General features: G+C 43.7%; 14 protein-coding genes. 5 read left to right on the top strand and 9 right to left on the bottom strand.

All coding sequences use genetic code 11. The annotated features are described in order from the left end of the window. From QUA53_RS14055 to QUA53_RS14020, 8 genes are all read right to left on the bottom strand, one after another. The coding region (locus tag QUA53_RS14055; RefSeq protein ID WP_333221929.1) for an IS630 transposase-related protein at positions 1–269 on the bottom strand (269 nt) is incomplete at its 3' end. A gap of 375 nt (positions 270–644) precedes the next feature. Further along, positions 645–1,730, bottom strand: a complete 1,086-nt coding sequence (locus QUA53_RS14050; RefSeq protein ID WP_333097824.1) for a DUF3474 domain-containing protein — start codon at positions 1,728–1,730, stop codon at positions 645–647. A 733-nt stretch (positions 1,731–2,463) separates the two neighbouring features. Continuing rightward, entirely contained in the window at positions 2,464–3,930 is a 1,467-nt protein-coding gene (gene purF, locus QUA53_RS14045) for an amidophosphoribosyltransferase (protein WP_333097823.1), read from the bottom strand. 428 nt (positions 3,931–4,358) lie between these two features. Further along, positions 4,359–5,438, bottom strand: a complete 1,080-nt coding sequence (locus QUA53_RS14040) for a hypothetical protein (RefSeq protein ID WP_333097822.1) — start codon at positions 5,436–5,438, stop codon at positions 4,359–4,361. Positions 5,439–5,514: 76 nt separating this feature from the next. Next, a complete protein-coding gene (locus QUA53_RS14035) occupies positions 5,515–6,492 on the bottom strand; it encodes a hypothetical protein (RefSeq protein ID WP_333097821.1) in 978 nt (325 codons plus the stop codon). 56 nt (positions 6,493–6,548) lie between these two features. Then, positions 6,549–6,917, bottom strand: a complete 369-nt coding sequence (locus QUA53_RS14030; protein WP_333097819.1) for a hypothetical protein — start codon at positions 6,915–6,917, stop codon at positions 6,549–6,551. Positions 6,918–6,976: 59 nt separating this feature from the next. Further along, positions 6,977–7,681 carry a hypothetical protein gene (locus QUA53_RS14025; RefSeq protein ID WP_333097817.1) on the bottom strand — a complete coding sequence of 235 codons (705 nt, stop codon included), beginning with the start codon at positions 7,679–7,681 and terminating at the stop codon, positions 6,977–6,979. Positions 7,682–7,773: 92 nt separating this feature from the next. Further along, the gene (locus QUA53_RS14020) at positions 7,774–8,040 is read right to left on the bottom strand and encodes a hypothetical protein (protein ID WP_006634886.1); all 267 of its coding nucleotides are present in this window, start codon (positions 8,038–8,040) and stop codon (positions 7,774–7,776) included. A gap of 254 nt (positions 8,041–8,294) precedes the next feature. Here QUA53_RS14020 and QUA53_RS14015 point away from each other — a divergent pair, with 254 nt between their 5' ends. The 5 genes from QUA53_RS14015 (at position 8,295) to QUA53_RS13995 (ending at position 11,098) form a co-directional block, all read left to right on the top strand. After that, entirely contained in the window at positions 8,295–8,618 is a 324-nt protein-coding gene (locus QUA53_RS14015; protein WP_006634885.1) for a helix-turn-helix domain-containing protein, read from the top strand. Between the two features lie 15 nt (positions 8,619–8,633). After that, entirely contained in the window at positions 8,634–9,323 is a 690-nt protein-coding gene (locus QUA53_RS14010; protein WP_333036198.1) for an ImmA/IrrE family metallo-endopeptidase, read from the top strand. A gap of 80 nt (positions 9,324–9,403) precedes the next feature. Further along, positions 9,404–9,757 carry a hypothetical protein gene (locus tag QUA53_RS14005; protein ID WP_333097815.1) on the top strand — a complete coding sequence of 118 codons (354 nt, stop codon included), beginning with the start codon at positions 9,404–9,406 and terminating at the stop codon, positions 9,755–9,757. Next, positions 9,754–10,203, top strand: coding sequence for a nucleic acid-binding protein (locus QUA53_RS14000; RefSeq protein WP_333097813.1), 450 nt, complete (start codon positions 9,754–9,756; stop codon positions 10,201–10,203). Before QUA53_RS14005 ends, QUA53_RS14000 begins: the two co-directional genes overlap by 4 nt. A gap of 43 nt (positions 10,204–10,246) precedes the next feature. Beyond that, positions 10,247–11,098: a YheC/YheD family protein gene (locus QUA53_RS13995; protein ID WP_333097811.1), complete on the top strand. Its 852-nt coding sequence runs from the start codon at positions 10,247–10,249 to the stop codon at positions 11,096–11,098. A gap of 46 nt (positions 11,099–11,144) precedes the next feature. Here QUA53_RS13995 and QUA53_RS13990 read toward each other — a convergent pair whose 3' ends face one another. Continuing rightward, on the bottom strand, positions 11,145–12,410 hold the full coding sequence (locus tag QUA53_RS13990; protein ID WP_333097809.1) for a hypothetical protein: 1,266 nt from the start codon (positions 12,408–12,410) through the stop codon (positions 11,145–11,147). Positions 12,411–12,490 lie beyond the last annotated feature (80 nt).

Genomic DNA, 12,490 nt, shown 5'->3' with positions numbered 1-12,490 from the left:
GCATAAGATATGGCACTGGGTCTGGTTCCAAACTTATTGGCTCTGTCGATTAATCTGGCATCTGGATTCTCTTTAACATCCTTTTCCAATGCCTGCCAATCTAGTTTTCTCTTACGTCTTTTTACCTTTGTAGCTTGAAGGTCTGACCGACCGAGCCACCGATATATCGTTGCTCTTCCTACCTTAAATAGGACAGCAGCTTGGGCGATACGACCGCCATTTTCTACATAGTCCACTACTCTTTTTCTCAAATCTATGCTGTAAGACATTTTCCCTAACTGGTTAACGATTTTTTTTCATTTTACCTCATTTTTTAAAAGTCTCATACTTATTTGAAATGACTATAAGTCTTCGGGCGAGAAACCGCAGATGTAAGGCAGATTAACACAGAGAAACGCAGATAATTGAAGGAATTGAGATCTTGGAAAAGCAATGCAAATCTATTGTGTTTATGTCAGTCTCCAGCATCAGCTAAAAAATATTTAGTTGGCATTTTGAAGTTCTTAAAGTTCTTGTGAGGTGGTCAGAAAGCCTGCTCAAAATATGCAGGTTAAATGTGGATCATTTTATCAAACACGCCCAAAAATGAAAAACTCGGTTTCTTTAAAAAGCCGAGTTTTTACGCATTCTATTGTTTATTTAAACTACTTAACTTCAGCCGATCTCCGACTGTTAGGTGATTCGTAGTAAACTCCAGAACCTGTGTCCGAGACAAAATGACAATCCCAGTAAGAGCGAATAAAACTCTTCCAAATTGGCTCGGTTGACTTGCGATAATAATCGCCCAACACTGGTTTAATTGCTTCTGTTGCTTCCTTCAAGTGATAATGCGGCATTGTCGAGAAAATGTGGTGGGCTACGTGGGTGCCGATATCGTGATGGATGGAATTGATGATTCCGTAGTCGCGATCGATCGTAGACAATGCACCTTTCAAGAAATACCAATCATTACCGCGATACCAAGGAATATCGGCTTCTGTGTGGTGGAGGAATGTTACCAAATCCAGCCAGATCACGAACACTACATAGGGAACCAAGTAGAACTTAAGTAAAAACAGCCAACCAAACTGATAAGTTAGCGCGCCTAAAAAGCCTACCATCAGTACCAAGGATGCGGAACTCGTCAACACATCCCATTTTTCCGACGGACGGAAAAGCGGGCTACCGGGCATGAAGTGAGAACCAGTTCGATCGGGCGATCGGCGAAATAAATAAATTGGGTAGGCAAATAACATCAAATAAAAGCGTCCCAGCTTTTCGTACCAAGGCATTTGATTGTATTTGCTCTCCGATACCGGATACCAGCTTTCATCGTTATCTAAGCTGCCTGTATTTGCGTGGTGGGTTCTGTGACTAATCCGCCAACCGTGGAAGGGCACGAGAATTGGAGCGTGCGAAAGGTGTCCGATCAGGTTGTTGAGCCATTTGCTCTTAGAAAATGAACCGTGTCCGCAGTCGTGGCCCACTACAAACAATGCCCAAAACATGGTTCCTTGCATCAACCAAAAGATTGGGTAAAAGAGCCAGGAATCGACGGTGTAGGCGATCGCATACAAACCTGCGATGATGCCAATATCTAAAAAGAAATAAGCCAGAGATTTCCATGCCGAGGGCTCAAAACAGTGGGCTGGAATGGCTGCCTTGATATCTTGAAGAGTAAAAGGTAACTCTGTTGTACGAGAGGATGAGCCTTGATTGCTCGCTGGATTGAGAACAGTATTTGATTGCACGAAGTTTCTGATTTAAGCTGACTTGAGAAACCGCATTCCGCCTTCTTTTAACAGTCAATCGATTTTAGATTTTAGATTTTAGATTTTAGATTCACTCCACAGATTAATTGGGGAACTTAACTAAGATCTAAATTTTTTGGCTCTACCCGACATGAGTCGGGGGCTTGTATCCCTGTGCAGGTGAGGTAACATTCAACCTGCAAGGAGCCATATTTTTAATCTGCAAGGGTTTCTAAAGTTCTTTAGTTCGCATGAATAGCCCGTCCGCGATTCTCAAGCAAGTTGGCTTGTGGAATAGTTGTATGGGAAAAATTAGTGCGATCGACCCTGTTATCTGAAAAAATCTCATGTGCCCGTTGTAGGTGCGAAATGCGACTTCAATCTGAGAGTGGACATCTGGAGGAACTACCTCCAGGCTGCAGGTAGCATACAGCGTTTCGAGCAAAAATTGTGAACGAGTGTGTAGGGAAAAGCCCATCGATTTTAGATTGGCGATTTTAGATTTAAGGACAAATCTCCAATCTCCAATCTCCAATCTCCAATCATAGTTTTGGGTTTCACGCAACTTCTACCCAACCGACTGTTCACTACAGTTCACAAATTCTGCAAGAATTGCTAAAACTAAGTTAATGTAACATTTCTACACACATTCTGGCAATGACTTACCAGAAAAACTGGAAAATCCATAAATTGCCGAAAGTTACGGGCGATCGCTTTCCCAATTTTTGATTTTCTAGGTTCCAGCTTTTTCTAATATGAGCTTAGACCGTTTTACCACTTCTGGAACGTCGATCGGATAATCACCGGTGAAACACGCCGAACAAAAACTCATCGGGTCTTCGTTAGTCGCCCTCAGCATTCCATCCCAACTCAAGAAAGCCAAAGAATCAACCCCAATTTGGGCACCGATTTCTGCAACTGATTTAGTAGCAGCAATCAACTGATCTTGATTGTCGGTGTCTATCCCGTAGAAACAAGGATGAGTCACTGGCGGTGAGGAAATTCTCATGTGAACGGCGGTTGCACCCGCATCCCGCAATGCTTTGACGATTTTGCGGCTGGTTGTGCCGCGCACGATCGAATCATCGATAATGATTACCCGCTTTCCTTCCAACACATCTTTAAGAGGGTTGAGTTTCATGCGGATTCCTGACTCCCGCATTGTCTGAGTCGGTTGAATAAAAGTGCGCCCGACGTAACGGTTTTTAATCAATCCTTCGGCGTAAGGAATGCCGGAAGCTTGAGAAAAGCCGATCGCCGCCGGGATTCCAGAATCGGGAACGCCGATGACTATATCCGCATCAGCCGGAGATTCTGCTGCTAACAAACGCCCGATCCGCAGGCGGTAGCTGTACAAACTTTCACCTTCCATCTGGCTGTCCGGTCGAGCAAAATAGATCATTTCAAAGATGCAAAGTTTGCGCTTTTGTTGCTGACTCCAGTGGAAGGAAGCCATACCTTCCTCTGTAATCCAAACTAATTCTCCCGGTTCTACGTCCCGCAAAAATTCAGCACCGATAATATCCAAGCCACAAGTTTCCGATGCTAAAACGTACCGTACCGGAGTTGTGGGAAGGATGCCAATTACCAACGGGCGGACACCGTGGGGGTCGCGGACTCCCATCACGCCTTTGGGGGTGGCGATGGTCAAACTAAAGGCTCCTTGGCACATAGCAAAGGCGCTGATCGCTGCTTCCAGCCAGTCTTTACCTTTGTCTACCTCGGAACCGATCGCCACTGCGATCGCCTCTGAATCCGTCGTGCTGACAAATTCGCACTTGCGAGACAACAATTCTTCCCGCAATTCTTTGGTATTGACAAGATTACCGTTGTGTGCTAGGGCAAGACTTCCCAAACGAGTTTCGACAACCACAGGCTGAGCGTTGACCACGCGCGACGAGCCGGTAGTAGAGTAGCGAGTGTGCCCTACAGCTAAGTTACCGGGCAAGTGACCTAAACTCGATTCGTTGAAGACTTGGGAAACCAGTCCCATATCTTTGTGCAGGTGGACTTTTTCACCGTCAAAGGTAGCAATTCCTGCTGATTCCTGACCCCGGTGCTGCAAGGCATACAAACCGAAGTAGGTCAACTTGGCGACATCTTCACCCGGTGCGTAGATACCGAAAACGCCACAAGCTTCCTCGGGCTTGTCGGGTTTGCTAGAATGCTCGTCAGCCGCGAAGGAATGGTTGGGAATCATAGATGGGTGGGTTCCTAATGGGGAAGGTGGGTTAGGGGGACAGTTTCAGCGGGAAATCTTGTTTGCGAAAGCGTCGCATAACTTAACATTCCCTTAATCTTGCCACGGATCTGTCATTATTTCCAACTCGTGTAGCATTTCAGACAGAAGCGATGCGGCGTTTAATGGCATTGTAGTATCGATCGCCCTCAAATCCTATATTAACCTTGATTAACGGCGGGCGAGGGATTCGGCGATTGAAAGAGACTGTGGGCGAATTCGCCAAGCGTGTTACCCCTCACATCTGGAATACAGCATTGGGTTTCGCTCTGACTACTTAATAGCTATATGGTTAATTAAATTTTCAGTCCAGAGCCACTATTTTTACGGGTGAAGGGTAAAACCATTTTTAAATTCGCCCACAGTCTCTTTCAACCGCCGAGTCCGATCTACTTATTTTTCTGTTGAGTCTTCGCTTGTTCGATCGCAATTTCCCTGACTGCTTGCAAAGAACTCAAATTCGATGCTCCCTCAATCGCCTTCACCGCCAAATCTTGAACCTGTTTCAAAGCAGAATCCAGTTGTTTCGACAAGCTAGCAAGGCGCGCATCTTGATTTTGAATGGTCTGCAACATCCCTTGAATTTGCAGTTCATAATTTTGCTTCTGCCCTTCGATATCTTTAGCAGACAAATCAGCCTTAACTTTAGCTTGATAATTGCCAATATTGCGACCGTTATCTTTCCCGTTCTTGATATTAGCTTCCAGTTCTTTCGGGAAAGCTTCTACCTTCGCTTTTAGCTCAGCATACAGCTTTTCTCGTTCCGAAATAGATTTTTCGCGTTCCGCCCACTGTTTCTCCTGTTCTTGCTGAAACTCTTCGATTTCTTGATACAGCGTTTTCTGGCGCTGTTCGTATTCTTCGATGTCCAGATTTCGCTGAAGATTCAAATCATAATCATACAACTCTTCATCTCGGTCGCGAGCTTTTTGGTGATTCTCATTACGTTCTTTAACGGCCAACTTTTGGAGTTCCTGCTCTTTTTCCCAAGCTTGCCGACGTTCCAACAATTCCTGTTCAACCGTTTCGCGCTGTTCGCTAAGTTCGCCAGCAAAAGTTTTGGCGCTTTCTTCGTACTGTTGAATTAAATTGTCCAGCGTATCTTCTGCAACATCTTCTAAACTGTGTAACTCTTGCAGTTGTTGAATTTCATCGCCCACAGTGCGGCGCAATTCTTCGAGTTTAGCAGCTTCCGAAGTTAATTTCTCCGACAACTCACTGACAGCGCCACCAAAGCCAAATTGCAGCAAAATCAAATTGTCGATTGTAGACTGCATTTTTTGTGGATTTTGAGTTAAAGCCATTGGTTTTTGGGCCTCCACAATAGGTTTTTCTGGGGCTGGTGTTTGCTTTTGGGAAGCGTTTAGCTGTTGGATTTGCGATTCTAACTGCGCTTTTTCTTGCGCTGCTTCCTTGTAGGCTTCTAAAATTTCAGCCTTGGTGCTTTTGTCGCTAACTTTTTTGTTCATGACTTTTCATTCCTTAATACTTGCGAAAATTTCTGTCATTTTTCCGTAAGGTGCGGATTGCACACCTTACTGGGTTTTAAGCTTTGCTGGCAAAAGCTTTCATTGCCAAATCTTGCGCTTGCTTCATTGTGGCTTGCAGTTGCGCGGAAATTTCGGCTATTTGTTCGGTTTGTCGCTCAATAGTCTGCTGTAGAGATTGGACTTTCAATTCATATCCCAGCTTGCTTCCTTCCCATTCTTTCTCCACTAAATCTGCCTTAACTTTAGCTTCGCGGGAAACTTCTTGGATTGCTTCTTCTTTGGCTTTGACATAAGCCTCTTTGAGTTCTTCTTCAAATCCGGCGGCTTTTCTTTGATTCTCTTCAAACTCCGCTTGATTGTCGCTGAGGACTTTTTCGCGCTGTGTCCAATTTTTCTCTTTTTCGCGAGTAGATTGCTGCAAATCTCGTTCTAGTTTGCGCTTCTTTTCTTCGTATTCGTCGGTTTCGATTTGGCGGCTGCGCTGTAATTCGTATTGGTAATCGGCGGTTTCTTCCTGACGTTCTTTAGTTATGAGTGCAGCCTTTTCTTGAACTGCTGCATCAAATTCTTGCTGTTCTTTTTCCCAAACCTTGCGTTTTTGGGTGGTGTCTTTTTCGATTATTTCGCGCTGGTTGGCGCTGTTTTGTTCGAGCAGGGTCAATTTTTCTCGGTGTTCTTGAGTTAAAATGTGGAGGGCGTCTGCTACAACTCTGATTTGCTGCAACTCTTGCAATTGTGCGGCTTCAATTTCGATCGCGCGTTTTAATTCGTCTAATTTTGAAGATTCCGCCTTCAGTTTTTCGGAAAGTCCGCTGGTGATGCTGCCGAAATCTAATTGCAAGTCTGCCAAGCCTTTGACGATGCTGTCAATTGTGTAGGTGGAGGCGAGTTCTAGGACTTGTTTGTTTTTGGCTTTTTCGGCTGACTGTTCTTTGGTTTCTACTTTAGATTCGATCTTTTTTTTGTCTGCTAAAATCTGCTGAAAGTTTTGCAAAATTTGGGCTTTGCTATCCTTGACAGTTGCTATTGTCATAATTTTTGCTCCTCCTGATTATAACTTTTTGACACTTGTGACTGAAACGTTTTCAGTTATTCTAAGTTGCGGAGTTGGCTGAGAATGGAACGGTACTTTCTGGCTGCGTCGGGTTTTTCTTCTGGATTGGCAATACCTAGAGTTTTGAGAATTTTCCAGCAGCGATCGCACCGATTTCCTGGCCCGCAGCCGCACTCATCAATTATACTTAAAAGTGTGCCTTTTAGCAATTGATTTTCCGCTAACAAAGCTCGGTAATTCCGCTGGACAGATTCGGCAACTAAAGTCATGTGTTGGAAGTCTTCGGTGAGACTTTCGATGTCGTTAACTGCGTCTGCCCGAATTTGGTCTAGGATCTCAATATTCTCTTTCAAACGGCTTTCTTGCAGGTTTGGTTTGGTTTTCAGCTTGGTTAATTTCTTCATTTCACTCTGTTGTAACAGTTATGGTAAAGGCGCGATTAAATCGCGCCTTTACAACAAAATTAGAACAAGTCAGCAGTTAATTGCTCTTCGGCTGGCGGTAGCGACATACTGCCGTTGGAATTCAAAGCCATAGCATCGCTTTCACCGCTAGCGTGAGCAGCCATCAAGCAGGCAACTTGCTGCGCCGGCAGGTTATCTAAACACACCATAGCTTTTGTTCCTTCTAAGTCAATCATCCGCGATTGATTGCTAGAATCTGACAAAACTGCTGCGGCTTGGTCGATTACTCCCCAGTCTTTACGCTCCATCCAAGACCATTTCAAGCTGTAGTAGTTGATCGGTTTTACTACTCCGCTGTCGTCGGGTTTCTGACCGGAATGCTTGACGAATTCGGGAATAAAAATCCCGGTTGCAGGTTCTACGCCGCGAGATTGAACTGATGCTACCAAACGGTTAAAATCGTTCAAGCTGCGGTTTTTGATGTATGTCACCATGACAACTCCTTGCGGCAATTCGCCACTTTCTGCGACAAACCACAGTTGACCCCACAATGTGTGGGAAGTTTGACCGAGGGAACCGAAGAATTTGGAGAATTTGAGGATTGTCATGGAACACTTGGAACCGTAGTCTGTATCGCCGATCGCCCACTGGCCACTTTGGCAATTGTTACGCACTGCAATTGGGATTTCTGGTACTAGCAAAGCATTGCTCGGTTTGGCACCAAATACTGAAAATGTAGGTCTTTCTTGTGTTTTAGTAGTCATTGTTCGTTTTTCCTTAGTTATTTATTGCTTTACGGGGAATTGGTAATTGGTAATCCGTTAAATCTCGTACATTGCTCGTGGCCGAACTTCGATTACCTAATGAGATGTGTTGTCGCTTTTGGTTCGGGATAGGTATACTCAAGCATCGCCTCTTGTTGAGCTTTGATAATCCGCAGCGCGGCGAGCAAATGCTCTAACGTTTCTAAGTGCGCTGGGGTGAAGTGGATGCTGAAGCCTTCGCCATCCCGCGCGTAGCCGGGACAAACAAGTGAGGCTGAGCTTTGTTCTTCGTGGGTGGCGATGTATAGCCAGTCATCGTCTTCGAGCTTGTAATGCGTGTCTGTCCAGGTTCTCAGCATTTGCGATCTGCTCCTCCTTATTTGCTGCGTACAAGCGTTTTGACGCCCAGCGCTTCTCACTCCTCTGAAGTTGACGACGCTATATGTAGCGTGTGAGCTAGGCTAATTGGCACCCTTAACCCTACCAGTCAGGGTTAAATCGTTGATTAAACCGTCAACTAATCTCATGGTAGCGCGGGTTGATTTTCCCGTCAAGTATTTTGTTGAACTTTTCATCAAAACAGGCTAGAATGCTTGTCAGGAGGCAAAAAACCGTGGAACAAACATTTGGAAGACTGATCCGTCAAGCTCGCAAGGACAAAGCTTACTCACAACGTGAGCTAGCAGCTATGCTAAGTGTGGACTTTACTTATTTGTCGAAGTTGGAGAACGATCGAGCGGATTATGCGCCAAAAGAGGAGGTAATCCGAGCATTAGCGCGAAATCTAGACATAAACGAAGAGGAATTGATTTTCTTGGCGGGGAGGCTGCCACAGCAGTACGAAGCGCTGCTGAAGCAGAATCCGAAGGAAATGCAGGCTCTTTTCCGCCGGATGCAAGAAAATCCAGATTGGCTCAAACAGTCTTTTGAAGCGTAAGAGAGGCCCCTCATAGTGAGTATTTTTAAGCCGTATTGCTTCTATCCCAAAGAAACGATCGAGCGTTTGGCAAATGACATCTTGATGCAGATGCAGAAAACGCAAAATTTTGCTCCGAGATGGCCTTTTGATGCGACAACGGTTGCTGATTTTCTGGATTTGGGTGTAGTTTGGGAGTGCATTGAGCCGGATGAAGAAGGTGCGATCGCGGCGAGGATTTTGCCGCAGCAGCGGTTAATCGAAATCAACGAACAGATTCTCGAAAAACCCCCAGGCTTCATCGAATCGACGATCGCCCACGAAATCGGCCACTGGGTGCTACACGTCAATCAAGACGAAGCAGACGGCACTGTCGAACAGTTGGAATTAAACTTAGGGAATGAAGGAAAAACGGCCCAGGATGTCGAGGAACCGTTTGTTTGTCGGGGTGCGAGTGCTGATAATAAGGTTTTGTCGATCGAATGGCAAGCGCAATATTTTGCAAGCTGTTTGTTGATGCCTCGGTGTATTTTGGAGGAAAAAAGACAGGGACGCGATTTAACAAAGTGGTCGCATTTATACAAAATGAGAGATGAATTGGGAGTGAGCATTTCCAATTTGACAAACCGCTTGCAAGAATTCGATTGGATTTACATTCCCAAGGGAACGCGCGAGATTTATGCCGGGAAAGATGCGGCAAACGGGCAGCAGCGGTTGTTTGGATAGAATTTGATTGAATTTGAGGTTTGAGAGAGATTCTCGAATCTCAATTTTTTCAGATAACTTTGAAAAAATGAGGTTGCAAAATGGAAACAAAACGAGTAGCAGACCTGACAGTTGAAGAACTGCAAGCGATAATTCTCGAAACCAAACGAGTATCAGAATTGACCGTTGGAGAATTGAAAGCGGTAATTGCGGAAGCGATCGATATGCGGTTAAGCCAATGGATAAATCCTTTCAATAGCAATACCTTGCCCCTAGTTCCGCAAAGGACGAAGGAAGAACAAATGCAGAGGAATTTAGCAGCAATAGAGTGGTTACAAAAGTGGCGAGAAGAAGGAGACGCCGAGGAACAAACAGAGACATTTGAATATTTGCAAAAAGTATTAGACGAAGACAGGCTTTCGTCGAACCGACCGTTATTTGTGCAACAAAAATGATAGTTTTATTGGATTCGGGGCCTCTGGGAATATTAACAAATCCCAAGGGGTCGCCTGTGACTGTAGAGTGCCAACTTTGGGTAGAATCTTTGCTATTTAAAGGCTACAGGATGATTTTACCTGAAATAGCAGATTATGAAGTGCGGCGCGAGTTATTGCGGGCAAATAAGTTGGCAGGTATCAAACGCCTTAACGAATGCAAATCTCGCTGGCTGGAATACTTGCCGATAACAACGCCAGTAATTCTCAAAGTGGCCGAGTTGTGGGCGGCATCGCGTCAAGCAGGAATGCCGACAGTAGATCCCAAAGAACTTGATGGAGATGTGATTTTAGCAGCTCAAGCTTTGCTGCTTCGTGGCGGTGGAGAAGAGGTTGTTATTGCTACAACAAATGTGGGGCATTTGTCGAGATTTGTGGATGGTCGCGAGTGGCGGGATATTGAGTAATGCTGGATACTAAAGTTAAAATTTACACTTGAAATTGCATTTTATGCTAACCAATATTGAAATCCTGCTGGCAGCTTGTGAGGAATTAAATATCCCTTACGAAATCCTGCATCCTTCCCAAAACTTGATTAGACTCAAACAGGGCGGCGAAGAATATTATTTTGTCAATTACATGACGCCATTTAACAGCGCGTCAGTAGCAGAGATTTTTAAAGACAAAGAATATACTTATCAACTATTAAACGGCAAAATAAATACTCCCAGAACTCTCGGTTTTGTCTCGCCTCACTGCGAGGATAAGTATAAAAAGTATTTGACTTTCCCAGATATTGAATCAATAGTTTTAGAAGTAAACAAAAATTTCGCTTTTCCGGTGATTCTCAAAAGAAATCGCGGTGCTGGTGGCAACAATGTTTTTTTGTGTGAAAGTAGAGAGCAAATTAAAGCAGCCCTAGAAATTATATTTAACGTCAACAGCAAAGATTATGACTATGTGGCGCTAGCTCAAGAATATATCGAAATTGTCCACGAATATCGGGCTGTATTCTGCAAAGAAAGGCTAGTTTTGCTGTACGATAAAGACAAATCTCAGGCTAAATTTGCGGGTAATTTAAGCCCGCTGCACTGGGAAGGTGCAAAAGCCAAATATATAATTAACCCCACTCTCATGTCTGAGATTGAAGATTTTGTTAAACCTGTTTTTGCTGAAATTGCGATTAACTATGCGGGGCTTGACATAGCACTCGATAAAAACGGAGCATATTGGTTAATTGAAATTAACTCAAGTCCCAATTACGATATTTTTGTGAGAGATAACGATCGCCAAATTGTCGTAACAATGTTTAAAGGCATTGTGGATAGCTTGGTTGTTAACAAAACGCCTTATTTGAAATGAAGAGTTGAGTAACGAGAACCTTAACCCAACCTACATATTTTGAAATTCACTCCATTCCTTGAAAATACCAGTAGAGGTTAGCAACAGTTAAATCATTGACTTCTTGCCAACTTGAGGGGGCTAAAGCTTTATAGCCAGAGGTAGTTGCTTTCTGACTGATATAAGATTCATGTTGTTGACGCAAGCTAGGTTTGATCAAAAATCGCAATTGATCGCGTAGTGATTTAAAGTGGGATTTTTGCTGCAAGTTTTCGTAGAGCGCAATTTCTTCGGGTTCTGCCACTATAGCAACTTCTTGATTAATATTTGAAACTGGTGTCGTTTCCATATTTAAACTAGCCAATTGTTTACGCTCATCAGCCGATAAACTTAGCATCCAATCTACCTGGTTTTGCCAAGAGTTCAAAACTGCTAAATCCTGATTGTAAATCCGTGTAATTTCTGGAAATATAAAATCCATTTCATCTTTTGTGCAGCGCTCAATAACGGTGAGAATGTCTTGGCGTATTCTTTCTTGGAGGTGGGAAAGGGAATTACTTACAGACGCAGGCTCGTTCAGCAATTGATAAGTTAATGAAATTGTCTGCTCAATTGCCCAAGCACATTCAACTCTACGAAGATAGCCCACGGCACAAGTGGCTTTGAATAATTCAGGATTATTATAGTCAGCTAAAGCATTAGCTAAAATGTGTTGTGCACTTGTTAAGGTAGAATTTCTGGTATGTTTATCTTCCATTAATAAAGCATTTTGAATTAGTCTCTGTGCTTGATCGAATTTCTGATAAGCTCGACTTAAGATTAAACGATGTTGCTCAAAATTAATGCTTTCAGCTAACAGTTTAATTTCAGCAATAACTTCTGCTTTCTGGTCTTTCAGCAGTGCGTCTATACTAATAAATCCTTGTGTAACTGTTAGCTTCAATTCCTTAATATCTTCCCTCATTTTCAAAGTCTGATGAAGGTTAACGGCTGACAGTGCAGCTATGGCCACCACGCCGACACCAATGACGGCAGTAGATGCTGACAGAATGCCCACATTAGCCGAAAGAGATTTTAAGCCATACTCAATCACATCTAGTCTTTTGTAAGTTTCTTTAAAACCCATATCTGTTTGAACCATTTGCCCTACACCTAATACAAAATCTGGAATAGCTAACAACGGCTCGGCAACCATACCAATTGCCGTACCTACAAAGTGACCGGTTGCCCTGTCTCTAGCTATTCCCAATAATACTCCTGCACTATTCTTCACGACTTCATAAGTGCCGGAGATAATACCCGCCTGTATGTGAGGAGGAAACACAAAAACCATATTTTTTTACCTGAATAGCGATTAATATTACACATTATAATATATTATCTGATTATGGTTAACTCTGTCAGTCTACAGTG

Source organism: Microcoleus sp. Pol12B3, assembly GCF_036701355.1.
Taxonomy (GTDB): domain Bacteria; phylum Cyanobacteriota; class Cyanobacteriia; order Cyanobacteriales; family Microcoleaceae; genus Microcoleus.
The sequence above is the reverse complement of the archived record's forward strand: the minus strand, read 5'-3'. Positions and strand labels throughout refer to the sequence as shown.

What these genes read in the sequence shown, in the direction of transcription:
- purF (WP_333097823.1), bottom strand. Translation starts at nt 3,930, where the DNA reads ATGATTCCCAACCATTCCTTCGCGGCTGACGAGCATTCTAGCAAACCC.
- QUA53_RS14040 (WP_333097822.1), bottom strand. Translation starts at nt 5,438, where the DNA reads ATGAACAAAAAAGTTAGCGACAAAAGCACCAAGGCTGAAATTTTAGAA.
- QUA53_RS14035 (WP_333097821.1), bottom strand. Translation starts at nt 6,492, where the DNA reads ATGACAATAGCAACTGTCAAGGATAGCAAAGCCCAAATTTTGCAAAAC.
- QUA53_RS14030 (WP_333097819.1), bottom strand. Translation starts at nt 6,917, where the DNA reads ATGAAGAAATTAACCAAGCTGAAAACCAAACCAAACCTGCAAGAAAGC.
- QUA53_RS14025 (WP_333097817.1), bottom strand. Translation starts at nt 7,681, where the DNA reads ATGACTACTAAAACACAAGAAAGACCTACATTTTCAGTATTTGGTGCC.
- QUA53_RS14020 (WP_006634886.1), bottom strand. Translation starts at nt 8,040, where the DNA reads ATGCTGAGAACCTGGACAGACACGCATTACAAGCTCGAAGACGATGAC.
- QUA53_RS14005 (WP_333097815.1), top strand. Translation starts at nt 9,404, where the DNA reads ATGGAAACAAAACGAGTAGCAGACCTGACAGTTGAAGAACTGCAAGCG.
- QUA53_RS14000 (WP_333097813.1), top strand. Translation starts at nt 9,754, where the DNA reads ATGATAGTTTTATTGGATTCGGGGCCTCTGGGAATATTAACAAATCCC.
- QUA53_RS13995 (WP_333097811.1), top strand. Translation starts at nt 10,247, where the DNA reads ATGCTAACCAATATTGAAATCCTGCTGGCAGCTTGTGAGGAATTAAAT.
- QUA53_RS13990 (WP_333097809.1), bottom strand. Translation starts at nt 12,410, where the DNA reads ATGGTTTTTGTGTTTCCTCCTCACATACAGGCGGGTATTATCTCCGGC.